Source organism: Enterococcus sp. 12F9_DIV0723 (assembly GCF_002174375.1).
In the GTDB taxonomy this organism is placed as follows: Bacteria; Bacillota; Bacilli; order Lactobacillales; family Enterococcaceae; genus Enterococcus_A; species Enterococcus_A gilvus.
Window position 1 is genome coordinate 750,116 of sequence record NZ_NIBK01000002.1, and the last position, 25,887, is coordinate 776,002.

Below are 25,887 nucleotides of genomic sequence, written 5' to 3' on the forward strand. Positions count from 1 at the left end.
GAACATCTTATCCTTGCTTTTTCTCTGTTTAAATGCTATTAATTAATGTATAGACATGGCCGTTAGACTTACGGTCTATTGTAAGAGCTTACTTATACGGGGTGATTTTATGTTAAAAAAGGAACGGCAAGAAAAAATATTGGATTTGTTGCAGATGAATGATTACCTGTCCATTCCGGAAATATCTTCAAATTTAAACGTCTCCGACATGACTATTCGGAGAGATATCAACGAACTCGCAGAACAATCTTTATTAGTAAAAATTTATGGCGGTGCACAAAAATTAGAAAAAATTGAGCAAGAACTTTCTACTCAGGAAAAAATAGACACAAATGTATCAGAGAAAAAATTTATTGGAAAAGTCATGAATAGTATCATTTCAGACAATGACACGATTTATATCGGTGCGGGGACAACGATGCTGCATGCATTGCCCGAAATAAAAAAAGCAAACTTATTTGTGATTACAAATAGTTTGCTGGCGTTTAATTATTTGATTTATAAAACGGATTATCGCGTGCTATTGTCGGGGGGCGAATTTTCTCGTACGACGGAGGAATTTTATGGTGAAATTGCGGAAAAAAGCTTCGACAATTTAAACATTGATATTGCCTTTGCTGCGACAAATGGAGTCTTTGATAACAATGTAACTACAGCAAATCCCATCGAAGGTTCCATTCAGCGGGTTGCCTTTAAGCACTCTCGAAAAAAATGTGTCGTAGCAGACAGTTCAAAATTTAATCGATCTGATGTTTATACCTTCTATTCGTTATCTGACGTAGATTATTTAGTTACCGATGATAAGCTGTCAGATACGACGTTTGACTACTACCGTTCATTTACAGAAATCATCAAGGAGGAACAGGAATGATTTTGACAATTACTCTAAATCCGTCCATGGATTACAATTATCTTGTTTCTTCATTGATCTTGGACCAAGTGAACCGTGTAGAAAATCCTCATACTTCTATTGGAGGAAAAGGCATCAATGCTGGCAGAGTCATTGCTCAGTCCGGTGAAGGCGTGGTATTGACAGGTATTCTGGGAGGTCCTGTTGGAAAAATGATTTTAGATACCTTGAATGCTGAAAATCGCTACCACTTAGAATTTCTTTCTGTAGAAGGCAATTCTCGAAATGCGATCACTATCATGCACGATGGGAATACGCACACCGAATTGGTGGAAAAAGGACTTTACCTTTCCAAAGAAAATGAGGCGCTCTTTTTTCAGCACGTTGCTCATCTTTTAAAAAAATACAAGATAGATACGATATGCATTTCCGGCTCAGTTAATTCAGACGATGCGAAATTCCATCTCCATTTATTAGACTTTATTCGTTCGATTGTTGGAAAAAGCTTCCCAATCTTGATGGATATTTCTGGTGAACAGTTGGAAAATGTTTTAGTACAACAATCCGTTCGTCCGACTTTTATCAAACCAAATACACATGAATTAGAAGAATTAGTAGGCAGAAAAATACAGACACCTGAAGAGATTGTGGTTCTTTTGCATGAGCCTCTTTTCGATAACATCGAAACGATTATGATCTCTCAAGGTGGTGATGGTGCGATCGTTAAGCATGAATCAACAGTTTATGATGTAAGAATTCCAAAAGTCGATATTGTCAATACCACTGGTTGTGGCGATTCTACAGTTGGCGGCATGGCTTTTGCCATCAGCAACGGCTATTCGATTGAGGATGCCATCAGGTATGCGATGGCATGCGGAATTTCTAATTCACTATTTGAAACGAATGGAACCATTAGCACTGAGCAAGTAAATCAGTTCTTCAAAGAAATTAAACTAGTAGAAATCGAAGAATTACTCCTAAAAAATAGCTAAATCCAGACTAAATACACCTATCTTGCTATCAGGGATCGGTGTATTTTTTTACCACGAGCCACTTCGCCACTAAAAAATCCGATCATCTGGATGAATGATCGGATTTGATATTATAGTTTTAGTTTTGCAGCGGTGAAAGATCGGGTTCGCCATTTTCTAAAATCAACTGAAAAGGCCCTTCATGAACAAACGGTCTTCGTCCGCCACGATACGTCTCATCCGTGAAGGTCATGAAGCTTTTCACGTAATGATTCGACGTATCCACAGTATAAGAAACACATAACCCGTCCTCTTCCACCCAATCAATTGAAAAAATCCCACCCGGATATTCTTCAACGTGAATCGTTTCGATAGCCGTCGCCCCTGCATCTTCTTCGCGAATCGAGGTCCAACGCAACTGATTTTCTGGTAAAAAGTCGATTCGAAATTGCAATCCAGAATCGAAATGTATTGTTGCGATCCTGTCTTCTAATTTATGTTTTTTCATGTACCCACCTGCTTTCTTTGTTTGCTTTTCTACTTTAAGCATACAGGTTTCAGGGGTAAATTGCACCGCCAAAATGGAACATTTTCAACACAAGCTATTCCGCAGATTATCAAATGGACAACCGATCAGTCCTCATATCACAGAAAGTATGTTTCCGCAAAACTATGCACTGTCATTAACCGATCTGCATTACATCCTTCAAAAGAGTCATCGGCTGAAGGATCCCCGTGCAACGGATTTATTGGAACTGATCAACGAGAAAAGGACCCAGACAGGCGGCTGGAAAATAGACTATCTCTATAAATACAACGGTTATCTCCCATTTGACACGCGCAGAAAAGACTCGGAATGGCTGACCTATTTCTATAGGGTTATTTATTCACTTAGTTCTGCTTCTCTCAAGGAGCGTTCTTTGATAGATTTATCGATCAGCCATTCTCCGACTGCAACCGCTAAGCCTACCCCCACTACTAAGAACAAGACATAGGAAACAGGATTTTCTCCTTCTGGCGGTAAAAAGAAGAAGATCGTGCTAAAGGCAAAGAAGACAAATTGCACGCCTGCGACTAATTTCCCTACCCCATCGCCGCCAGGAATTCGGAAGGGACGTTCGATTGTCGGATCTTTTTTCCGCAGCGTAATAAACGCAAAAGACAAGATGATATAGGGCAGGAAGAAAATGATCGAAGTAAAGGAAAGCAAGGTCCAGAATAAGTTGGCATTGCTGGATGCGATCAGGCCGTAAAAGGCAAGCAGCCCAGTCGAAGATAGCCCCAGCAGGATCGCTGAACCAATCGGCGCGTGTACCTTATTGGTTTTCGCAAAGATTTTTGGCAGCTCTCCTTCGAGTCCTGCCTCCAACGCTGCTTTATTTCCACCTAATGCCCAACTGAAAATATAGCCTAGGAATGCGATGAAAGAAATGATCGCTACTCCAATCATTACTTGGGTGCCAAATACTTCCCCAAAGGCCGTGAACAGCCCAGAGTCTGGATCAATTTGATCGACGGGCAAAATGATCAGCATCGCGACAGCTGCGATGATATACAGGATGATCGTACAGATACCGCTAGAAAATACCGCTTTGGGTACATTCTTGCTGGGATTTTCCATTTCGCCGGCAGAGCAGCTAATCAAGTCGTACCCCGTTAGCGCATATACGTACACCGGAACCAACGAAAAGAAGCTCAAGTCAAAGCTGGGAATGATGGCTTTCAGTGAAAACTCTGTTTGCGATCCTTTCGAAGTGAGCGTCATCACGGCACCAACGATCAACGCAAGACAAGCGATCAATTTGCAGATCGTGCTAAGCATCGTTAGCCACTTGGCATCTTGCAAATCAATACAGTTGAAGGCTACGATAAACCACGTACACACGATACAGAAAACGACCATGCCCCACACAGACAAATTCGGGAAGAACAGCATTTGCAGAATCGAACCCATGACTACTAAGGTCGACGGGATAAAACCCGCCACATTGATCCAGTACCACCACGTCGTCCGCGCCGCCCATCGATCCCCGTAGGCACGCTTGATCCAAACATAGATCCCGCCTTGATCCGGATACGTGGAGCCAAGCTCTGCGCAGATCAGACCATGGGAAAGAAAGAACGTAACGCCGAGAACAATAAAACAGAAAATCAATGACGGTCCCATCGACGCTTGCGAAGCGATCAATTCAAGAGAAAAAACCGCGGCAAACGAGAGTGACACAATGTCGATAAAGCCAAGCTTTTTTACATTTTCCATAATAGGTCGGTCCCCTTTCTAGCTTAATCTTTGGTCCAGAAATGCCCGCATCTTTCCTTCATAATAGCTTTTCGTCTGATCATTTGCCCGCTTTAACCGCGGATACAAGTACCATGCCAGCAAGCCTCTTTGAACGTGGAGACGATTTTCGGCTTCTTGGAAAACCAGTGAACGAGTGGGATGATCCAAGACCTCGCTGGTGATCTCCACCTCGCGATTTGCCGGCAAGCAGTGCAGCGCTTTGCAGTGCTCCGGTGCGATGTTCAGCATCTCCATATTCAATTGATAGCGCGGATAAAAAGCTGCTGTGCGTTCTTCTTTTTCATCCTCATACCCATAATAATACCAAACATCAGGGATAATAAAGTCCGCCTGTTTTACAGCTTCTTCAACCTCTTCAGTCACCGTCAGCGTCCCGCCAGTCAGCGCCATTTTCTTATTGACCTTGTCGATCTCTGCTTGACTGATGGTGTATTTCTTCGGCGAAGCGATCGTATACTTAAGACCTAATGATGCAGCCAAATGGGCGTGCTCCATTGCCATGATCCCGTTTTCCCCAGAATCTCCGACAAAGACGATCTGGCTGTCCTCTAAAGTCTTTCCCTCTGGAAGGTGCTCCATCATCGTCAACACATCCGCCAATCCCTGCGTAGGATGAATGTAATAGGTCATGGCATTGAAGACGGGGACCGTTGCGTGTTCCGCTAAATTCAGTACCAGCTCGTGTTCTTCCGTCCGCAGCATGATCCCATCACACATACTGGACAAAACTTTTGCCGTGTCTTTGATGGCTTCATGAGAGCCAAAATGGATCTCTCCGGTTTTCAAATACAGGCCGTGTCCCCCTAATTCTGCCATGGCCGTTTCAAAGGATACCCGCGTCCGTGTCGAAGGCTCTTCAAAAATCATTGCCAACGTCGCCCCCTTCAGCAATTGTGGAATGGCATTTTGGTGGGCCGCTTCTTTTAATTGAACGATCGTACTTAATATGTCTTGGATCTCCTCTTTTGATAACTCATAATTGTCAATAAAATGCTTCGTCGGATAATTTTTTACATGTGATACTTTCATTTTTTCTAGACCTCCAGTTCGTCGAATTCCATCGATGTCTCATCGGAAATTAGGTTATAATAAAGAAATAGGAAAGCAGGTGGTTTTAGTGACAGAAACGAAAAACTTTTATAGCGCAGCCAATCAGCACCTCACACAGTTGAATGAATCAGAGAAGCGGATTTTTAACTACGTGTTGAAAAATTTTGACGAAGCCAAGCACTACAGCATCCGTCAGTTGGCAAAAAAATGTTACGTCTCTTCAGCAACCATCTTCCGCTTTACTAAAAAGCTGGGCTTTGAGGGGTACAGTGATTTCATCGACAGCTTGCTGCATGCGCCTCAAGCACCGCAAACGATCCCCCATTCTGTAAAACAAAAGGATTACAAAGAAGAATATTTAAAAAATATCATGGAATCCATCCGCGTCGTAGACCAGGAGCGAATGGAGACCTTCAATCAATTACTCGATAACGACCCGGTCATTTATCTGATGGGAGAAGAATTAGACTTGCAAGCCTTGCGCTATATCGATTGGCTTTTTACCGCTCAGGGCTTTCACTCCGTCCTTTTATCAGATCAGGCCTCGATCCGACATGCCCTTCATCACATCCGGGATCAAGATATCCTGTTTGTTTTTGCCTACAATGGCGACAGTCCGGCAGTCATCGAGACGATCGAATTAGTCAAACAGGCGTCACAAGCCACGGTGGTTTCTTTTACCCGTGCAGTCACCAATGTCGTGCAAAATCTATGCGATCTCGATTTTTACATTTTTACAGATGAGATCATTTATGACAGCCTTGATATGACCTCACGCATCTCTATGATCGCGATCGTCGAACTGATCCTCTATAAAAGATTGAAAAAATCTCTTACAACTGAATGACCCGTCTGCTCACTGTTGTTAGTGCCAAGTTATAAGGCATTGGCAGCAGTTTTTTATCCCTTCGGCTGTTGCTGAGTGATACAGTGAATATTGCCGCCGCCATAAACGACCTGTCTTGTTTGCACGCCGACGATTTCATGATCTGGAAACATTTCTTGCAGCTGCTCGAGTGCCAACGCATCATTTTTGTCCCCGTATTGCGGTGCGATGATTGCTCCATTCGTGATCAAAAAATTCATGTACGAAGTAATGCAAATGTCATCGGCGTGTCTCGGAATACTGCCTGCCACCGTGTCGACTTCGTATTCTGCCCCATACGTTACAGGATCGATCGTGGTACAAATCTTGTGGACCTTTAACTTACGTCCCTTCGCGTCCGTTTGACTGCTCAAATAGTCATAAGTTTCCTTCGCGACTGTGTAAAATGGATGGGTTTCATCCTCTGTATAAATGCACGCTGCCTCACCGGGTCGTACAAAACAGGCCACGTCATCGATGTGTCCGTTGGTTTCTTCGGGATCGATACCGTCTTTGACCCAAAGTACTTTTTCAACATTTAAGTAATCCTTCAGCATCTCTTCGATTTCCTCTTTACTCATATGAGGATTCCGGCCCTCAGATAACAGGCACATTTCCGTGACCATCACCGTCCCCTCACCATCCACATGGATCGAGCCGCCTTCCAAAACAAAATCAGGTGTATGATACGTATCGATGCCTTCGATCTCGCAGACTTTTTGTGCCAGTTTCTGATCCTCCGCCCAAGGGAAATACAGCCCGTCCACCAAGCCGCCCCACGCATTGAAATCCCAATCCACTGCGCGAACATCGACCTTATCATTGACCACAAATGTCGGTCCGCAATCCCGCATCCAAGCATCGTCATTTGCGACCTCTACCACCCGAATATTCTCTGGTAAGGTATTACGACAGTTTTCGTATTGTCTTGCTGATACACACATCGTCACTGGGGTAAACGCACTGACGGCTTTCGCCACATCCGTAAAGGCTTTTTGCGCATCGGTGCCCCCGTGCTGCCAATTATCCGGTCGCTCCGGCCAAATCATCCATATTTGTTTGTGCGGCTCAAATTCCCCCGGCATTCGGAAGCCGTCTTTCTTTGGGGTCGATGCAAGTCTTTTTGCCATTTTTAACACACTCCTTTTATTTTTAGCATCGCGAATGGATGCTTTTTTGTTGTTTCATCGTCAGGTGAGCACTCAATCTTTGGATCAAGATTCATGTAAGCGCTTCTATTTTATGATTTTACCTTAGCATTCCCTCCTTTCCTTCGTCTATACACTCACGTGTGAATGTATCAATGGAACGTTTATTGGAGCGTGTTTCGTAAAATGAAACGTTTTTGTAACACTTAGACGAAAAATATTTCTTCTCGCTGCAACATCTCTTCCCTTTCGATTGTATATAGAGTGAACCCGTAAATGGAGGAGGAAAACAACAATGAAATCATGGATGGTTCTATTTATCTGTCTAACAGGACTAAGCATTTCCAGCGGAAAGGAAATCTTCGCTTCCCCGCAAGTACAAGAGAGCGATACAGGCCGCTTCACTCGTTATTTTGACTATGACATACGCTATTTCAACGAATTTGCAAAAACAGGAAGAATCCCCCGCTCGAACTTTCCGAAGAAAAAATCAGTCGGGCTGCCCGCCCCGCTGATCGAAATGAAAACAAAAAAAGAATTGGACGCGCGCATGGGGTACTCAGGGAAAATGCCTGCGCAACTCCCGCCACACTTCTTGCCAAAAAAAATGTATTATTATTATAATGACAAGAAGCCCCTTTTAGCAGAGCGCACCTACGAGAATGAGAACGGCGAAAAGATAATCCTTCGTTATTCAAAATCGCTGAAGGGAAAAGCACTTAGCGGCAACTACGAAGCGACGGAAAGTAGAAAAAGTCTTCATGTTGATCGTTTGACCGCTTCCCTCATCCAGTTGGATACAGACAGCCTGCTCTGCTGGAGTGAGAAGAATGTGAATTACTGTTTGAATTTTGAGTCAAAAATAACTGCGTCTGCAGCAAAGGAAATACTCAGCTTATTTAATTCGGGGATGTAAAGGAGGCTCAATGATGGCATCTGAGGTTTTATCAAGAGAACATCCGATTGTTGTATTTTTTAAAGAACTCTTCGCTTTTTTGAATCCAGCGAAAGAAAAACAAGAAAGTGAAAAAGAAACTGATTTTTATTATTTGGATCGCTACGGAGATCACCTGCTTCGTTTGGCAATGTCTTATGTCCATAATCAAAGCGATGCAGAGGACATCGTTCAAGAAACAATGATCCAACTGATTCGAAAAGCACCCGAATTCGAGAACGAGGAACACGAGAAAGCTTGGCTCTATCGTGTGACGATCAATCTTTCGAAGAATCGGTTAAAAGCCAATGGGCGACGACGCTTCGAACCTTTGCCAGAAACCCTTACGCAAGAGACACCCGAAGATTTTGGGTACTTATGGGAAGCCGTTGCACAACTACCGGAAATCCAACGCTCAGCTTTGCACTTCTTTTATTACGAAGGCTTTTCCACCAAAGAGATCGCGCAGCTGCTAGAGATGAAGGAAAGCACCCTTCGTTCTCATCTTCATCGCGGAAGAAACCAACTGGAACAACTCTTGAAAGGAGAGGCACCTGATGAAACAAACCTATCATGAATTAATGGATCATTTCTCTCTTTCAACAGAGAAGCGACAGGAAATTGCACGCGCGATGGAAAAGGAACGGCGGAAGCAGGAACAACCAAAGCCTACGTGGCGCGCCTTTTTCCAACGACCAAAAATCCTGGCTCTTTGCTTCGCTGCCCTGATTTTGATTGTTTTTGGTGTCTCTCAGCTTCATACGCCGCAGCCCCCTGTCACGTTGCCGAATCCGGTCCAAGATTATCAAAGCTTCGCCGAGCTGAAAAAAGAGACGCCCTTTCCTCTAAATGCACCAACAAACGCAGGCGAAGCGGAGGAATACATGCTGATCAGCGGAGAAATCGCGGAAATTCATTATTCGGATCAATTGACTTACCGTGCCGGAAAAACAAAAGACGATGTCCTAGGCGGTGTAGAGCAAGGACTTACTTCAGAAAAAAATGGCCGCTTCACCCTGTTCAAACATAAAGAACACTACAAAGGCATTCTTTTCCGAGAAAAGGAGATCTACTACTTCCTATACTCTGAGGAGGAAAAATCAGAAGAAGAATGGCTCGTACTTGCCCGCAGCATCAATTAAATAAACCAATAAAAAAAGGAGAATCGCGAGGATTCTCCTTTTTTGTTGATTTATAGTACATGTTCGGTTCGTTCAATAATGTCATCTTGTGTCGCTTTGGATAACACATTGAAGAAGGCAGAATAGCCGGCGACTCGAACGATCAAATCGCGATGCTTCTCTGGATGTTTCTGTGCATCGATCAAGGTTTCTCTTGAAACGACATTGTATTGAATATGGTAGCCGTGCAGTTTATTGAAGAATGCCCGCAGCAACATGATCAGCTTCTGTTTGTCCTCTTCTTTGGCTAATGTTTGCGGATTGACCTTTTGATTCAATAACACGCCGCCCAAAATATCTTCGGTGCTTAATTTTGATACGGATTTCAATACTGCTGTCGGTCCATTTTTATCCATATTATGCGACGGTGAGCAGCCTTCTGCTAATGGCACCCACGCATTTCGTCCATCTGGTGTCGCCATCGTTGCCCGGCCTTGACCCACATTTGCCGAGATCGAAGACGTCCCTGAATAACGAATCCCGCCGATCGGTCCGCGACCATATCGAGTATTCGGATATTTGGCGATCTCGTCGATGTAACTGTCATAAGCTTCTGTGATGAGCTGGTCAACAGAATCATCGTCATTCCCGTATTTCGGCACATCATTTAAAATCATTTGCTGGATCTCTTGGCTGCGCTCGCTGGCATAATCCGTCATCAACGCTTCCCACAATTCGTCTGTAGAAACCTTTTCCTGTTCAAAAACCAATTGTTTGATCGCTGCTAAGGAGTCTGCGGTGTTGGCGATGCCTACCTGCAACCCAGAAATAAAATCATAGACCGCGCCGCCCTCTTTCAAGGTTTTCCCGCGACCAATGCAATCTTCGGTCAATGCCGAACACAAAATATCGGGAACATCGCGCTCCAAACCAAGGTCAATGGCATTTTCCACGATTACGCTCATGCGAGTCAATTCCCGCACGGTTTTATCCCATGCTTGCTGTAATTCGCCATAGGATTTCATATCTTTGAAATGCCCATACCCTTTGACGAAACGCTTGCCAGATACTGGATCAATGCCGTCATTCATAGCGATCATCAGAATTTTAGGGAAGTTCATGTAGCTCATCCCCGTGCAACGATAGCCCCATTTTCCTGGTACCGCGGTTTCCACACACCCGATCGCGCTGTAATCATAGGCATCCTCTTCCGTCACGCCCACTTTCATGAAGGATGGAATAATGATCTCATCATTATTGAAGGCCGGCATCCCGAAACCAAGCTTCATCACTTCGATGCATTCATTCATGAAACGATTGTCCAACCCAGCATGGTAACGCACCGTCAAATTCGGCTGCGGCAATTTCGTCTGCGCGACACTCCGTAGCACTAAATAGGACAACTCATTCACTGCATCCTTCTTATCGCGGGTTTGACCGCCGATCGTCACGTTTTGATATAACGGACTCCCAGCACTGCTGAAGGTATGCGCCTGACTGCGAACCTTATTGACCGTCAACGTCTTGATCCAAAGGTTGGTCAAAAGCTCCACCGCTTTGTCCTCTGTGATGGCGCCCTTTTCTAAATCCGCCTTTAAATAAGGATACATGTATTGATCGAAGCGGCCATAGGACAAGGAATGACCATTCGATTCAATTTGTAATAACAACTGGATGAACCATGTTGCTTGGATCGCTTCTTGGAAAGTCTCCGCCGGCTCATATGGAACTTTGCTGCAGATTCGACTGATTTCCAACAATTCAGCACGTCGCTGCGGAGTTGCGGTTTCCGCTTTTTCCTTCGCGAGAGCCGAGAAACGTTCCGCAAACGTTTTCACCGCATCGATCATGATCAAAACGGCTTTGTAAAACTGATACTTATCCAAGCTTTCAGGAATCGTCAAATCAAGTGCTGCTTTCTCCTTCAGCGTCCGTTCTTTATAGCCCTTCAACCCCACTCGCAGCATCTGACCATAATCCACCGCTAAATGGGCATCACCCGAATTCAGCTTGCCTTCCATCCCGAAAAAGCCAGTCTCCATAAAGACACTCACTTCATCTGGCAGTAACGCCCAGCCCTTCGCACGTAAATTGTTGTTTTCCCAGAATGGCGCAATTGAACGCAGATCCTCTTTGGTTTTTTCCGTAATGTAGAAAACATCGCCATCTCGTTTCTCAAAAAGATCCAGTTCGTTTAGCACAAATTCCATCGTGTATTCCGGGAAGATCGGTGCATCCCGATTTGAAGACGCCTGATTTCCGACGATCAACGTATCCTCTTCAATATAAATCGACATCTTTTCCAAAATATTTTGCAGCATCAATGCCCGCTTCACGGTACTTGGCTGATTCAAATGCGCCTTATAGGCTTCTGTTACCAATAATGCACGTTCCGCATCAATATAAGGCTTTTTCGTCAAAACAGATTCGCGGAAATGATTCATCCGATTGGTTAATTTGCCAAAATACGGTGCATTTGCTTCTTTTGTTTGGATACTCATAATTACATCCTCCATTTTCATACGTAACTATTTTTATCTTCTTTCGCAACCATCATAGCATGTGAAGAGAAATACAGTCAATAGAAATTCAAACGATTTCAAAGTAAAAAAAGATACTGCACGGATGTGCACTATCTCAAGTTTTTACAGCTGATCCAGTGTGCTTTTGATGTATCGCGGCTCCACTCCTGTTCGGTCCGCCGTTTCGTCAATTGTCAGCCCAGAATCAATGAAGCGTTTGACCACCATCGCAATAGCTTCCGCCACCTCGATAATATGTCTGTCCAAATCATAGAAGCGCACTGCCCGTTGCCCCCAGCTATGCTCCACGACTGGATGGAGGTATTCAATATCGGACCGATTCTCTAACAATTTAATGAAGTCATCCATGTCATCAACTTCAAAATACAGCTCGCTGGCATTATTCTCAAGAATGACCTCGTCTTCCTTCTTATGAATAAATTCAGCCCATGTATCGACTGTCTGCAGAAATAGCCCGCCAGTCAATTGAACATGAACACCCGCATCCACCATCACTTCTAAACCTAAAACAGTCTGATAAAAATCCTTCGCTTTTTCAATATCCTGGACTGCAACTAAGCTCCCCTTATAAGTCATTCATTCTTCCCTCCGTATACACTTTTCATCCATTATAGCGATTTCAAATAAATTCGGATACTTATAATTCCAACTGCTTTACATTGTGTGAAACAGATTACAGCAGATGATCATCGTCTCCTCTATAATGTTGAAGAAGAGAGAAGCTCACCTGTTCAGAAAAATCACTACTTGACTGCAATCCTTTTAAGCAGAAACAACTCCATTGGCTGCTGATACTCTGGAACAGTGATTAGTAAGCTGCCCGCATCCTGATACCCTAACTTACGATAAAAATGCTGTGCCTCTTCGTCTACTTGAGTCGATGTCAGCAGCATTTTGTGTCCACGCTGCTGCATCTCCTTTTCCCAGAATCCCATCATTGCCTTGCCATAGCCTGCTCGTTGCTTCCCTTTTTTTACATAGAGCATCGTACAAAAAGGATGCTCGTCCCAAAAAAGATTGTACCTCAGCAATCCGACTGGCTCGTCATTTATCAACAAAATATAGCCCATTTTATCCCGAACCTTTTGCATGAATTGGTCTTTTGATAAATACTGATCCAGTGAGACCCAAAATGCGTGATCACTTTCTTGAACATGGCGAATTTCCATCCATATCCGTTCCTCTCCGTTTCCTCTACTATAGCATTTGAACGCACAAAAAAATCAGCCAGATTATCCTGGCTGATTCGTTATACCGTAAAAACGTCAATGTTCTCTTTTTGGAGAAAATTCAATGCTTCTTTTTCTATCTTTCCATCCGTAAACACTTGACTGATCTCGCTAAAGGCAAATTCTGAAACCACACCATTTTGTGAAAACTTGCTGGAGTCCGTCAGAACGATCGTCTGTTCCGCCGCCGTCGCCAGCATTCGTGTCGTGTCACAGCGGGTGATATCACTGCCGGTGAACCCTCGCCGTTTGTCGAAGCCATCGATCCCTACGAAAAGCTTGTCAACATAAAATTCGTTGATGACCTGTTTGACTAAGGGACCAACATTGACTTGGGATTCTTTTTGATATTCGCCGCCGATCAAAATAACCTTGACTGTTTCGGCCTTACGAACATAAGAAGCAATAAAACAGGAATTCGTTATGATCGTGATGTCATTGCGGTTGAATGCCAATTCCTCCGCTAACAACGCGCAGGTCGAACCGGATTCGATCATGATCACTTCCCCATCGGCTACGATTTTGCTGGCTTCCAACGCGATCTTGCGTTTTAGATCGTAATTTTGTGCCAATCGGTAATTGATATCGTCCATGTTATTCAGCAAGGCGTATCCGTGTTGGCGATGCAGCAATCCTCGGCTCTCCAGCTTATCTAAATCTTTCCTTATCGTTACTTTCGAAACATTCAATCGTTCGGAAAGCTCGTTGACTTCAATTTTCTTTTTCTTGCTGACGATCGCAAGAATCTCTTCTTCTCTTGACATACACGTTCTCCATCTCTGTTCAGTCGTTTGTTTCAGACTATCATATTTTCCAGATAGGAACAACTTTTCATGAGTTTTTAGTTACGAACGTAACAACTATTATTTACGTTGATAATAAGATGTGCTACACTTAATCTGAACAAAGGAGGCTTTCTGATGAAAGATCAAGCGTGCATTTTTAATATTCAAAAATTTAGTATCCATGATGGACCCGGCATTCGTACGGTAGTTTTTTTCAAAGGATGCCCGTTACGTTGCTATTGGTGCTCAAATCCTGAGTCGCAAAATGGAAACCCCGAGCAGATGTGGGATACTCAAAAGAATCAACACACGATGGTAGGCGAATACAAATCAATGGATGAGATCATCCATGAAGTGATGAAGGATGAAGCCTTCTATGAAGAATCCGATGGCGGCGTCACCTTGTCCGGCGGTGAAGTCCTCTATCAGGCAGAATTTGCGACCGAACTTTTGCGTCAACTGAAAGCAAAAGGCATCCATACGGCCAGCGAAACGACCGGTTTTTCAAAGGATGAAACCTTCAACAAGTTTATCGAACAGGTCGATCTGTTGTATTTTGATGTAAAACATCACGACGAAGCGCAGCATAAAGCGGGTACCGGCGTCTCACTGAAACCCATCTTGAAAAATCTAGCAATCGCGATCGAGCAAAAGCAAAAGCTCGTCGTGCGGATTCCGGTAATTCCTCATTATAACGATGGACCAGCCAACGCGAAAGCATTTTCCAAGCTATTCAATCAAATGAATATCACTGAAGTTGAGCTCCTGCCTTTCCATCAATTCGGTGAGAAAAAATACGCGTCGCTAAATCGTGAATATGAAATGCAGGATATTCCACAGCTTCATACCGAGGACTTGACTTATTTTAAAGAGATTTTGGAGGAAAATCGAATTAATTGTCGTGTATAATAATAACCGACCAATTGTATTCATAAATAAAAAGAACGTGTGTCAAAAAAGTCACACGTTCTTTTTAGAGCGATTTTTGTAGAATAGTTCACTTATTTTTCGACATAACTCAAATCATTAACAGATTCAACTGTCCATTTTCCATTCTTATAGACAGCCTTTGAAATACTCGCATTTTCAAGTCCAGAAACAGGGATTTCCTCTGCTACACGATCATCTAGCTCATTCAAGATCGCTGCCAATGTCATCCCGTGAGAAACGATTAAAATGTCCTCATCACCCTCTTTTTCTGCTTTAGCTACAATATCCTCGACCGCTTCAGTTCCTCTTTTCACCACCGTATCGTAGTCTTCCGCAGGCCAGTTCTCCCCTTCTTTTACGTTTTTCTCATCGACTGCAGCAAGGTCATTTGACAGTTGCTGATTCAATTGGATAAACCCGTTTTGTGCGATTCCTTTAAAATAATTTTCAGGATCAGCATTTTTCTCTTTAGCAATCGCGACGATCATCTCTTCACTTGGCAACCCTTCATAGGAGCCAAAATTGAACTCTTTTAGTCGTTTGTCTTTTTCAACGGGAACCTTCTGATCCGCATTTTCTAAGATCACTTCTGCCGTTTCGATAGCCCGCCCACTGTCACTACTGTAAACTTTGTCGAACTTGATACTGTCACCAATCCCCTTTCCTACAGCTTCGGCAACTTCGATTCCAGCGGGAGTCAATGGCGCATCACTCCATCCTTGAGCCCGCTCCATGGTATTCAACATCGTCTTTCCGTGTCGGGTAAAGTAAACTGTGATTTCTTTAGGAGCTTCCTTTGCTTTTGACTCTTCTGATGCCGCGCCGCTTCCTCCAGAACATCCCGCCAATAAACCTGTCAGTGCGACAAACGCAATCACTTTTTTTATTCCCTTCATTTTATAATTCTCCTTTTTCAAAATAGAATGGTGAAACGGGGTAGCCTACCTCATTGAACAATGCCACTTCAAAGGCATTGCTCCACCCATAGCGTATAGATGTCAAAGGGTGTTTTGGCCGCACGATCAACTGATTTTTTTCCAGAGTAATCGCCTCAATAGATTGATCGCACTCAATCATCTTTACATCCGTCAATCGGAGCTCTCGGGCCTGCTTGATTTCAATAACGATTTCTTTTTTTGACCACGAGCGGACATTTGCACTTGGGCATTCTTCGTAATAGATTTTGTTCAGTAGCTGTCCAATGCGGACTCCCAAAACAGATTTCTCTATAGGGTGTATGTCATCTACTTCTCCGCAATCTAGACTGGTAATCAAATAGCCGTTCCTCATCGTTTTTGTTACTTGCTCTTGAGCTTGACGAATCGAAGGCCAGTTTTTTTCTTGTCGGTCTTCATAAATTGGAAGTTGGACAATATAAAACGGCACAGACTCACCCAAATCTTCTCGCCATTGTTGAATCAGTAACTGCAATAATTCATGATAAAGATCCCCTTGCGCCGCATCCTCTTCGCCTTGGTACCAAATGATGGATGAAAAAGTAAAAGGAACGATCTTTCTAAACATCTTCTGATACAATCCACCAGGACGGTTGAAAAGATACGGATTCGCTGGCGGCGGCCACGGGGAATGACCTACTTCTTTTTTGATCTCCCGTATACTTTTCTCTGGATTTTTTTGCATCCACTTTTCTTTGGTAGCTGCATGCGCCTCTGCGGCTTTCCAAAAGCAAAGCAATTCTGATAGCAGTTCTTGGTCGTCTTTTCCTGCGACCGCTGCTTTATAGGGCATCAAGATTGCTTCCTTAAGAGCCGAATGCTGCTCCAACTTGTTCTCACTGATCCAACAACTGGCACTGGTCCCACCCATACTACATAAGACCACTCCGATGATTCGACCAGGATGTCTTTCTCGATGCGTCTTGACAGCGTAATACGCCACAGCAGACATTTTCCCCATTGTTTCCTTCGTCAACTGCTGCCATGGTCGCCACTCATCGGTTTCAGGAATTCGCTTGTTTGAATCTTCGTATTCAATTTTGGGGACATTCGTAAAGAAGATAGACTGCGGCACCTGTGCCCGTTGTTCATCCTCAAAATGAGCCTCGTTCGCCATCCGATAATCCATATTGGATTGTCCAGCAAACAAAAAGACATCCCCATAATAAATAGCAATTGTTTGATTCTCTGTAGATGTACGTACAGATAGGGTTTCTTCTGTACCATAAGCCTGCGGCGGCAGCTTGCAGAGGAACTTCCCTTGTTCATCACTTTTTTCTTCGATGGAGAATTGTCCCAATCCAATCGAGACTGTCTGATCTGGCTCGGTCGTGCCGCTGATCACGCATTCCTTTTCTGCCTGTAACACGACATTATTGACAAGCAGTCGGTTGAGCTTGAGCATCTCTCTTCCTTCTTTCTAGCTCTTTTTTCTTGGTGCCTTTAGTTACAGTACTGCTCCATTCGTTGCGATCACCTGTTTAAACCACTCAAAGCTTTTCTTTTTGTACCGTTTCAACTCTTTCAAATCCTTCTCGTCGCGATCAACATAAATAAAGCCGTAGCGTTTCTTCATTTCTCCTTGGGAACTTAAAAGATCGATCGGACCCCATGTCAAGAAGCCCATCTAATCAACGCCATCTTCTTCAACGGCAAGTGAAAGCTGCTCCAGCTGAGCCGTGAAGTAGTCAATTCGATAATCATCTTCTACTGTCTTCTCATCATTTAGTTCTTCTTGCACACCGATCCCGCATTCGATCGTAAATACTGGCAACTTGTAGCGATCAGACATTTCTTTGACCGCCAGTCGCAATCCGACAGGGTCGATCATCCAGCCCCATTCGCTCTCTTGCAAGTAATCGTTTTTTAATAGCTTTCCAGTAACGAAATCACCAAAGAAATTCTCTAAAGTGATCGGGGTCCCCTCCGCAGCAATGGCGCTTTGATAGTAGCTGTGAGCGATAAAATCAATCGTACCTGATTTTAAAGCGGCTAAATCTGTATCTTGAAAAACAGGTAATGCCTGTTGCTCTTCCCAATCCTTCAGCATATCCGCAGGGTAAACACCTGTAGTGAAAACATCTAGAATTTGATAGTTGACTCGGCGATTGGCGATCTGTGCCGCCAAAACATCCTCGGGTTTGCTGGTTTTCGGATAAAAGGGAGTGAAATTGACCATTCCGCCAACTTCTGCATGAGGTGCAAATTCCCTTGTACAATTTTTCACTCCAGCGACCGCCAACAACATATGGTGCTCCGCAATCACACCGGCTTTAACCTTTTCCGCCTCTGGTACAACTTTGTGAGCCATTTGGATGGCAATCGTGCTGGCGGCATTTTGTTCGTTCATAGGAATGTAGTACTTTACGCGTTTCCCAAAACGCTTCACGACGACTTCTGTGTATTTTTTAAAGGCCTCCAATACACTGCGATGGTGCCATCCGCCATATTTTTTTACCAATGCCAGAGGAAGGTCAAAATGATACAAACAAACCACCGGCTCTATTTCATACTTCAATAATTCGTCAACGACTGCATCATAAAACGCCAAGCCTTCTTCATTGACCGCGCCTTCTCCATCGGGCAGCACACGCGACCAGCTGATTGAAAAGCGGTACGCCTTGAACCCCATTTCTGCAAAAAGGGCAATGTCTTCTTTGTAACGATGATAAAAATCGATCGCAACTTTCCAGTCAGAAGAAGTTTTCGCCATACTCGTCATCAACCCTGCATCATAAATAGAAGGACCCTTTCCGCCTTCATTCCACGCGCCTTCTGTTTGCATACTGGAGACTGAACCGCCCCACATAAAGTTTTCTTTCACCATTTATGCTACCTCGACCTTCTTTTCTTTTTTGTGAAGCTTGGTACGGTTTTCTTCTGAATCAGTTTCTTTGAATCCAAAGATCATGCCTAGAACGAATGTCACCGCACAAGAGATCGCAAGTGCGATGGCCCCATTGATTAAGTTCATCGCATTTGGCCCTACGTATCCTGGGAATACCAATAATCCTACTGTCCCCGTGATTGCATAGCTATATACATGGGTCAGCCCTGCATAAACGCCGCCGAAGAAGCAACCAATCATCGAACAAATCAAAAGTCGTTTGTTTTTTAAGGTGAAACCAAACAACGCAGGCTCTGAAATCCCGGCTACTAAGGCAGTGATCGTACAAGTGATAGCGGTCGATCGCTCCTCTGTATCTTTTGATTTCACCGCCACAACTAAGGAAACGATGCCTTGATTGATTGTATAAATCACGGCTGCAGTCGTCAGTAAAGGTTCATACCCAACAGTCGTCAACATCGTGATCCCAACTGGAAGAAGCGCCGTGTGCATGCCTGTCAAACACAAGAGAACATAAATCGCACAGGTCAATCCAACAGCCAAGAAACCAGTTGTCTCGTACAACCATGAGATGACCGAAGCCAAATACGTCCCAGCAATCGCGCCAATCGGTGCCAATAAACAAAAGGTCAAAGGAATCATGATCAATAAAGTCAATACAGGTACTAGCATTGACTGCAAGACCTTGGGTGTATATTTTGTCACGTACTTTTCTACATACGACAAAATAAAAGTGGACAAAATCATCGGAATGATGGAATTACTATAGGGAATCGGTGGAATTGGCAGATTGAACACAGACAAAGGCGTTTCATTCGAAACAAGCTCCATGAATTGTGGATGGACTAAGGAAGCCCCAATCAACATGCCGTACACCATATTAGCGCCAAATTTTCTTGCCCCCATCGCTCCGACAAATACAGGAAGAAAATAAAAGGCAGAATCCCCCACAAAAGATAAGACAATGTACGTCGGATTTTCTGGAGTGATCAGACTCATTTGCTGAAGGATCAGCAGAATCGCTTTTAGCATTCCTCCGCCGATCAGTAAAGGAATCAAAGGAGTCATACAGCCAGAGATGGCATCAAACACTTTAGTAATCGTAAAGCCTTTTTTCATTTCTTGTTTCACATTTATTTCAGATGAAATCGTGTTCGCAGGAGTATAGTCGATTTTTTCGCAAACGACCTTATAAACATCCCCTACGTGTTGTCCGATGATAATTTGAAACTGATCCCCCGACCATCGGCTGCCTACAACCCCTTTTAGACCTTCGATGGCTTCCACTTGGATCAAGCTCTTGTCTTTTACATTAAATCTCAAACGGGTGACGCAATGGGCTAAAAACTTAATGTTACCCTTCCCTCCTACTAAAGGGATAATTGCATCGGCCAGCTCGTCGTATTTTTTATTCGTTGCCATGTATATTCCTCCTTTTTTCCTTAACTTGATTTTGCGTGAAGTCGTACTAGCGGCAATAAAAATCCCCACCACAAAAATCCAGCAGTCCTCTGCTAAACTTCTTGTGATGGGGTGATGCCCTTGCGGTAACAATCCTCACGAACACAAAGTCGATTGATATGAAGAATCAAATACAAGGATTCTTCGTCATTCAGTTCAAAATTCAATTCCTTTTTTAAATATGCTTTGATTAGCTGGACACATTCATAGGTTTCTTGGTATTCCTTTACAACAGAGTCATAGAGCTTTTGATTCGCACTGTCCATCAGTTTTCCCTTTTGCTGTCGCTTCAATAAATACTGGTAATGAGAAACAAAACGGGAATAATTCACACTGCTCTTGTCAACGTAAATATGAAAATACTTTGCGATGATCTCGACAACTTCTTCCAACGAATCTTCTAAACGGATTCTTTTGCTAGATTCCGGTGCGACAGATTCCGCATTGATCAAATGAAGCGCGATGTTGCTGGCCTCAATTTTAGGAAAGCGAATGTCTAACTCCTGCTGAATCATCGTCAGTGCCGCGAGGCCAATCGCATAAATCTCTTCATACATATGTTGGATCTCATATTGAAGAGCATTTTCAAAATAGATATGACGATTTTGCCGTTCGATCGCAAAATTGATATGATCCGCCAAGGTGAAGACTAGATTGGCGCTGATTGATGAATTGACCTTGTTGCGAAATTCCTCCACGATCTTTTCAGAAACAGCGAAAACAGCAGTCGGAATGTCATTCAATAACTCGAGATACATAGGATCGACACCATAGTACGTGCTTTGGATAACTGCCAAATCTGTTAGCTCATAAGGAACTTGAGGAAATCCAATGCCCGTTCCGATCGCTATCAATTCATTGTTCGCACCATCTAAACAGATCGCCGCGTTGTTATTGATTTTCTTGATCACCTGCATGAATGTTCCTCCCCTCTTTCCTATTTTTTTGTACATTCAATAACTGTTTGACCCGTTGTGACCGTTCCAAATTTCTCTTGAAAAACTAGCGAAAAATCGTTGCTGTTGGTTAGGACCATCGGCGTCGTCAAATCAATGCCTTGCTCCTTCATGAAAGGAATGTCTACTTTCAAGATCGGCATTCCCTGCTTAACAGTGGCTCCCTGCTTCACGAGCTGCTCGAAGCCTTCGCCATTCAGATCAACAGTATCTAAACCAATATGGACCAGTATCTCTGCCTGATTCGCTGTTGTCATCCCGAATGCGTGCAATGTAGATGGAATAAAGGCTATTTTTCCATCACACGGCGCACATATCTTTCCGTCCTCAAAAATAAAGGCCGCGCCATCACCCATCATCTTTGAGCGAAACACTTCATCTGGCGCTTCTTCGATCGGGATCATTCGCCCATTGACTGGAGAATGCAATGCTACTTTCTTTTTCTTGAACATGCTCAACATACTCTTCACCTCATCCTTCTTATCAAAGAATCTAAATGAGGATACAAAAAAACTCCTTAGTGTATCACCCACAATAAATTCCACGACAGAAACTATTGTAATACTGGTGAAGCCTCCTAAAGAGTAACTCTCAATATTTACATATTTATCGTAGCATCCCAATAAAGCGCTGTCAACACCTAAATTAATGGAAGGAAAGGAGTTCTTGATTCTTTTTACCTTGATAGATAATTATCAAAAGGATATAATTTCTATATAGAAACTATTTAAGGAGTGTTTTACATGTCGAATCTAAAAACAGCATTGATCCAACTGCAATGTGAATTTGTCGCGGAGCGGAATCGTGTCAATCCTAACGGCCTTTCTTGGCTGCAATACGATATCTTGCATTTATTGCAGCAAAAAGGACCAGCCTCTCCTTCCCAATTATCTGAAAAATTGCAGATACGTCCCTCCAAATTTTCCAAAGCGGTCAAAGAGTTAAAGGAAAAACACTATGTCACGCAAACCATCAGCGAAGAGGATGGCCGTGGATTACGGACACAGATTTCCAACACTGGCTTGGCTTTTCTTGACTCGGTCGATGCAGGACATTCCGCGCTCTATGAAACAGCGGTCGAACATTTTTCTCCTGAAGAACAGCAATGTTTCACTCAGTTAGCGAATAAACTAAGCTTTGCTCTCGAACAGGAAAGGACGCGAAAGGAATGACAAAAGCAATCACGATTCATGGTGCCAGAAGCAACAATTTAAAGAATGTCTCTGTCTCCATTCCAAAAGGAAAAATCACCGTCGTTACAGGACTTTCCGGTTCAGGGAAATCTTCTCTTGTCTTTGATACTTTGGCCGCGGAGTCGCAGCGTTTATTGAATGAAACTTACTCTAGTTACATCCAGCAGCTTCTCCCCCACTATGAACGGCCCATCGTCGATCGCTTAGAGAATCTGCCCGTGTCCATCGTGATTGATCAAAAGAAAATCGGCGGAACTATTCGTTCAACGGTGGGGACGGCTACGGACATCTACACGTCGCTGCGACTGCTATATTCTCGAATCGCCCGCCCATTTGTTGGCTACTCCATGATCTACTCTTTTAACAATCCATCAGGGATGTGCCCTGTCTGTCAGGGAACCGGCGAGCAGCTTGTCTTTGATCACACGCAGCTTCTTGATCTGGATCGCTCGTTAAATGAAGGCGCGATTCAATTTCCGACATTTCAACCGGGTGGCTGGCGGTTGACGCGCTATACAGAGTCAGGCTATTTTGATAATCAGAAAAAATTAAGTGAATTTTCCCCTGCTGAGATGGAAAAATTACTTTACGATCCAGGCAGTAAGCCTGAGCATGCGTCAGAAAAATTTCCTAAGACGGGGCTCTATACTGGCGTGATCGACCGCATTCAAAAGACCATTATTGAAAAAGGGGCCAAACAATACCAGAAAGACATTGATCGGGTAACCACAACCACCGAGTGTCCAGAATGTCAGGGCTCTCGCGTCAATGAACGCGTGCGCTCAGCCAAGATAAATGGGGTTTCGATTGCGGATTGCGTGAAGATGCCTATTCAGGATTTATTGAATTTTTTGAATACGATTGAAAATGATCAAGTGGCGTCGATTTTGAAGGATTTAATAAATCGTTTGGGGACTATGCTTTCGGTGGGATTGGATTATTTAACGTTAGGGAGAACGACTGGAACGTTATCTGGCGGTGAATCGCAGCGTTTGAAAATGACGAAGCATTTGAATAGTTCTCTTTCTGATGTTCTTTATATTTTTGACGAGCCCAGTGTCGGTCTTCACCCTGAAGATATTCTCGGTATCAACAACATTTTTTTATCCTTGAAGAAAAAAGGCAACACGGTCGTTATAGTAGACCACGATCCCGACACGATCAAACTGGCGGATTTTATCGTTGAGCTCGGTCCTGGAGCCGGAAAAAATGGCGGAAATATCACGTTTCAAGGAGACTTTTTAACGTTTTTACATTCCGACACGGTCACAGCAAAAGTTTTTAAAAAGACTCATGCCTTGAATATAAAAAAACAAACGTATTCTGACTTTTTTACTTTAGAGGATGTGAGTGCCCATAATATAAATCACCAATCGGCTAAATTGCCGAAAGGAGCGTTGACCGCTGTTACGGGATTGGCAGGTTCTGGGAAAAGTACATTAATCCGAACGCTTTTCAAAAGGAGATATCCTGAAGCTGTCAGTTTCGATCAAACGCCTATTAGAGGAAGCAACCGGTCGAATGTATTGACCTATCTTGGGGTATTCGACACGATCCGACAGTCTTATGCAAAAATCTCTGGACGGTCTGCTTCCCTTTTTACCTTCAACGGCGCTGGTGCGTGCCCTGAATGTAAGGGAAAAGGCTATATCACTTACGATCTGGCATACATGGGAGATGTTCGACAAGAATGTGAGAAATGCCATGGAAAAAGATACAACCAAGAAGCGCTGTCCTACCGTTGGCAAGGGTACACGATCGATGAGCTATTTCAATTGACTGTTTCAGAAGCAGAACAACGCCTCTCGATCCCCGAGCTTTCCTCTTGCTTGAGGGTTCTGAGTGAAGCAAATTTGGGGTATATGACTTTAGGTCAAAGCTTGGATACGTTGTCAGGCGGGGAACGCCAACGTTTAAAGATCGCGGTGATGTTGTTGAAGCAGAAAGCCGCGGATTCCTCGATTTTTATTTTTGATGAACCCAGCACAGGGCTTCATGAAGAGGACATCACTCATTTACTAACGCTTCTAAACAAATTAAAACACAATGGAAATACCGTGATCGTTTTAGAACATACGCTCTCCATCATCAGTCAGGCCGATTGGATCGTTGATCTCGGTCCTCGCGGCGGGACGAATGGCGGGCAGGTTCTTTTTCAAGGATACCCTTCTGACCTGTTGAATTGCGATCGTTCCTATACCGCCAAACATTTAAAAAACTATTTGAACCAATAAAAAAGCGAGGGTTGAATCGTCACTTAAAGTGATCTCAGCCCTCGTTTCGTTTATTTTTCTAATACATAATACGTTGCGTTGTTTTGTTTTGTACTCTGTAAAACAAGATTTGTTTGTTTTTCTGTTGGGTAATAATTGGCGGTGAGCACCGTTTTTCCGTCATTCACAAAGATTTCGCAGGTGGAGCGGTCAACGAAAAGAGCCAATTTCAACGATTCATTCACAGGGATTCTGCTTTTTCGTGTCTCTCCAAATTCTGGATTGAGGGGATACTGTGTTTTGCTGCGGTCGAGTTGGAGCGTTCCTTTTGCCGTATCGTAGCTCAAAACGAGCGCCTGCTCACCAGTCGAATCCGAAAAGATGCGAATGCTTCCTTGACAGTCTGCCTGAATAGCTACTTGCAGCTCATAGGTATTGGTGGTTTCTGTGACATTTTTTACCATTGCCGCCAAATCAAGTACCTCTTCTGATTGCCGCAAATAGGTGGTTTCGATCACCGGATATTGATAGAGTTTTCCTTCTCGGATCGTCAGCTCTTTTACCAGACTCAAGCTATGTGCCCAGCCTTCTTCAAAGGTCGGGTAGTGCATTTCCGGCAACCCGATCCAGCCGACACTCAAACAACGGCCGTCTGGAGCAGTAAACGCTTGTGTCGCGTAGAGGTCAAATCCCTCATCTAACACCCGCTGCGTTTGCGGATTTTTTAGTTCATTGGTGGATTCTAAGTAATCTTCCGCCAAAATATACGTGTTTGGATAAATATTTTGATAATTCAAGGCCTTTTTATCCAGTCCCTGCGGACACAGCAACAAGAGCGTTTTCCCCTCTAGGAATAGCAGATTAGGACATTCCACCATAAAGCCTAGATCTTCGTCAATTTTCATTGGTCCTTGATACTGCCACTCCGTTAACTCCTTACTGCTGAATACCAGCACTTCCCCTTTTTCAGCGGTCGTCTGACCACCGATAATCATGAGATAGCCTTCTTTGTAACGGATGATCTGGGGATCTCGAAAATGAGCGGTGATTCCTGCAGGCGGCTGATCGATCAAGGGGCTCGATTCTTTCTCGATATTCCCATCGGCAGCCATCCAGGCCCCTAATTGGTAGCTCTGGCGCTCCCATGCCTCATCGCGAACATTTCCTGTATAGGCCAAAAATAATTCTTCCCCCACGGGTATCCCGCTGCCAGAATAGGCCCCATGAGAATCATACGAGCTCGACGGCTCAATGGTGCCTTCTTCCGATTCCCAATGGATCAGATCCTTCGAAGCGACATGATGCCAAGACTTCAAGCCATGCACAGGGCCAAAGGGAAAGGACTGATAAAACAAGTGCCATTTCCCATTGAAAAAGCTGAATCCGTTTGGATCATTTAAAAGACCTGTTTCCGGTTGAACATGGTAATTCAGGCGCCAAGTGGATTGCTTGACGCAGGTTTCTACTTTTTTTATATAATCGTCGTCCCACTCTCGGTACGGGCGGTAACGCATTTCTTGTGTCCATTCCAT

The 25,887-nt window shown here is 43.8% G+C and carries 23 protein-coding genes and 1 pseudogene; 9 read left to right on the top strand and 15 right to left on the bottom strand.

The features are described 5' to 3' along the window. Positions 1-109: 109 nt before the first annotated feature. On the top strand, positions 110-871 hold the full coding sequence (locus tag A5868_RS16635) for a DeoR/GlpR family DNA-binding transcription regulator (RefSeq protein ID WP_086305002.1): 762 nt from the start codon (positions 110-112) through the stop codon (positions 869-871). Further along, positions 868-1,842 (top strand): 1-phosphofructokinase family hexose kinase, encoded by a 975-nt coding sequence (locus A5868_RS16640; protein ID WP_086305003.1) that lies wholly within the window; start codon positions 868-870, stop codon positions 1,840-1,842. Before A5868_RS16635 ends, A5868_RS16640 begins: the two co-directional genes overlap by 4 nt. Before the next feature lie 118 nt (positions 1,843-1,960). Here A5868_RS16640 and A5868_RS16645 read toward each other — a convergent pair whose 3' ends face one another. The 3 genes from A5868_RS16645 to argF form a co-directional block, all read right to left on the bottom strand. Beyond that, a complete protein-coding gene (locus A5868_RS16645; RefSeq protein ID WP_086305409.1) occupies positions 1,961-2,329 on the bottom strand; it encodes a MoaF-related domain-containing protein in 369 nt (122 codons plus the stop codon). Between the two features lie 375 nt (positions 2,330-2,704). Continuing rightward, positions 2,705-4,081 carry an APC family permease gene (locus A5868_RS16655; RefSeq protein ID WP_086305004.1) on the bottom strand — a complete coding sequence of 459 codons (1,377 nt, stop codon included), beginning with the start codon at positions 4,079-4,081 and terminating at the stop codon, positions 2,705-2,707. 18 nt (positions 4,082-4,099) lie between these two features. Then, positions 4,100-5,152, bottom strand: coding sequence for an ornithine carbamoyltransferase (argF, locus tag A5868_RS16660; protein ID WP_086305006.1), 1,053 nt, complete (start codon positions 5,150-5,152; stop codon positions 4,100-4,102). 88 nt (positions 5,153-5,240) lie between these two features. Between argF and A5868_RS16665 the strand changes: the two genes are divergently transcribed. Further along, complete coding sequence (locus A5868_RS16665) at positions 5,241-6,020, top strand: MurR/RpiR family transcriptional regulator (protein WP_086305008.1); 780 nt, start codon at positions 5,241-5,243, stop codon at positions 6,018-6,020. A 53-nt stretch (positions 6,021-6,073) separates the two neighbouring features. On the opposite strand, the gene aguA is transcribed toward A5868_RS16665, so the two are convergent. Further along, positions 6,074-7,168, bottom strand: a complete 1,095-nt coding sequence (gene aguA / locus A5868_RS16670; protein WP_086305010.1) for an agmatine deiminase — start codon at positions 7,166-7,168, stop codon at positions 6,074-6,076. 313 nt (positions 7,169-7,481) lie between these two features. Between aguA and A5868_RS16675 the strand changes: the two genes are divergently transcribed. The 3 genes from A5868_RS16675 to A5868_RS16685 are packed head-to-tail and all read left to right on the top strand — an operon-like array spanning position 7,482 to position 9,262. Next, positions 7,482-8,102 carry a DUF4367 domain-containing protein gene (locus A5868_RS16675; RefSeq protein WP_086305012.1) on the top strand — a complete coding sequence of 207 codons (621 nt, stop codon included), beginning with the start codon at positions 7,482-7,484 and terminating at the stop codon, positions 8,100-8,102. Between the two features lie 13 nt (positions 8,103-8,115). Next, positions 8,116-8,697: an RNA polymerase sigma factor gene (locus tag A5868_RS16680; protein WP_086305014.1), complete on the top strand. Its 582-nt coding sequence runs from the start codon at positions 8,116-8,118 to the stop codon at positions 8,695-8,697. Continuing rightward, positions 8,678-9,262 (top strand): hypothetical protein, encoded by a 585-nt coding sequence (locus A5868_RS16685; protein ID WP_086305016.1) that lies wholly within the window; start codon positions 8,678-8,680, stop codon positions 9,260-9,262. The genes A5868_RS16680 and A5868_RS16685 overlap by 20 nt, the downstream gene beginning before the upstream one ends. 50 nt (positions 9,263-9,312) lie before the next feature. Here A5868_RS16685 and A5868_RS16690 read toward each other — a convergent pair whose 3' ends face one another. The 4 genes from A5868_RS16690 to A5868_RS16705 all read right to left on the bottom strand — a co-directional run bounded on the left by A5868_RS16690 (position 9,313) and on the right by A5868_RS16705 (position 13,777). Then, on the bottom strand, positions 9,313-11,742 hold the full coding sequence (locus A5868_RS16690) for a glycyl radical protein (protein WP_086305018.1): 2,430 nt from the start codon (positions 11,740-11,742) through the stop codon (positions 9,313-9,315). 144 nt (positions 11,743-11,886) lie between these two features. After that, positions 11,887-12,360 (bottom strand): VOC family protein, encoded by a 474-nt coding sequence (locus A5868_RS16695; RefSeq protein WP_086305020.1) that lies wholly within the window; start codon positions 12,358-12,360, stop codon positions 11,887-11,889. Between the two features lie 167 nt (positions 12,361-12,527). Next, positions 12,528-12,953, bottom strand: coding sequence for a GNAT family N-acetyltransferase (locus A5868_RS16700; protein WP_086305022.1), 426 nt, complete (start codon positions 12,951-12,953; stop codon positions 12,528-12,530). Between the two features lie 80 nt (positions 12,954-13,033). Next, the gene (locus A5868_RS16705) at positions 13,034-13,777 is read right to left on the bottom strand and encodes a DeoR/GlpR family DNA-binding transcription regulator (protein WP_086305024.1); all 744 of its coding nucleotides are present in this window, start codon (positions 13,775-13,777) and stop codon (positions 13,034-13,036) included. Positions 13,778-13,933: 156 nt separating this feature from the next. Here A5868_RS16705 and A5868_RS16710 point away from each other — a divergent pair, with 156 nt between their 5' ends. After that, positions 13,934-14,707, top strand: a complete 774-nt coding sequence (locus A5868_RS16710) for a glycyl-radical enzyme activating protein (protein ID WP_086305026.1) — start codon at positions 13,934-13,936, stop codon at positions 14,705-14,707. A gap of 92 nt (positions 14,708-14,799) precedes the next feature. Here A5868_RS16710 and A5868_RS16715 read toward each other — a convergent pair whose 3' ends face one another. The 6 genes and pseudogenes from A5868_RS16715 to A5868_RS16740 form a co-directional block, all read right to left on the bottom strand. Further along, positions 14,800-15,624 (bottom strand): histidine phosphatase family protein, encoded by an 825-nt coding sequence (locus A5868_RS16715; RefSeq protein ID WP_086305028.1) that lies wholly within the window; start codon positions 15,622-15,624, stop codon positions 14,800-14,802. A gap of 1 nt (position 15,625) precedes the next feature. Beyond that, complete coding sequence (locus tag A5868_RS16720) at positions 15,626-17,089, bottom strand: sialate O-acetylesterase (protein ID WP_086305030.1); 1,464 nt, start codon at positions 17,087-17,089, stop codon at positions 15,626-15,628. 42 nt (positions 17,090-17,131) lie between these two features. Then, positions 17,132-18,511 (bottom strand): annotated as a pseudogene (locus tag A5868_RS16725) (glycoside hydrolase family 1 protein). After that, on the bottom strand, positions 18,512-19,954 hold the full coding sequence (locus A5868_RS16730) for a PTS transporter subunit EIIC (protein WP_086305032.1): 1,443 nt from the start codon (positions 19,952-19,954) through the stop codon (positions 18,512-18,514). It abuts the pseudogene before it with no gap. A 92-nt stretch (positions 19,955-20,046) separates the two neighbouring features. Beyond that, positions 20,047-20,910, bottom strand: a complete 864-nt coding sequence (locus tag A5868_RS16735) for a PRD domain-containing protein (protein WP_086305034.1) — start codon at positions 20,908-20,910, stop codon at positions 20,047-20,049. A 20-nt stretch (positions 20,911-20,930) separates the two neighbouring features. Continuing rightward, complete coding sequence (locus A5868_RS16740; RefSeq protein ID WP_086305036.1) at positions 20,931-21,410, bottom strand: PTS sugar transporter subunit IIA; 480 nt, start codon at positions 21,408-21,410, stop codon at positions 20,931-20,933. 282 nt (positions 21,411-21,692) lie between these two features. Between A5868_RS16740 and A5868_RS16745 the strand changes: the two genes are divergently transcribed. Together A5868_RS16745 and A5868_RS16750 are read left to right on the top strand one after the other, a co-directional pair. Further along, a complete protein-coding gene (locus tag A5868_RS16745) occupies positions 21,693-22,121 on the top strand; it encodes a MarR family winged helix-turn-helix transcriptional regulator (RefSeq protein WP_086305038.1) in 429 nt (142 codons plus the stop codon). Next, entirely contained in the window at positions 22,118-24,376 is a 2,259-nt protein-coding gene (locus A5868_RS16750; RefSeq protein ID WP_086305039.1) for an ATP-binding cassette domain-containing protein, read from the top strand. Before A5868_RS16745 ends, A5868_RS16750 begins: the two co-directional genes overlap by 4 nt. A 50-nt stretch (positions 24,377-24,426) precedes the next feature. Here the strand turns inward: A5868_RS16750 and A5868_RS16755 are convergent, their stop codons facing one another. Further along, complete coding sequence (locus A5868_RS16755) at positions 24,427-25,887, bottom strand: sucrose-6-phosphate hydrolase (protein ID WP_086305040.1); 1,461 nt, start codon at positions 25,885-25,887, stop codon at positions 24,427-24,429.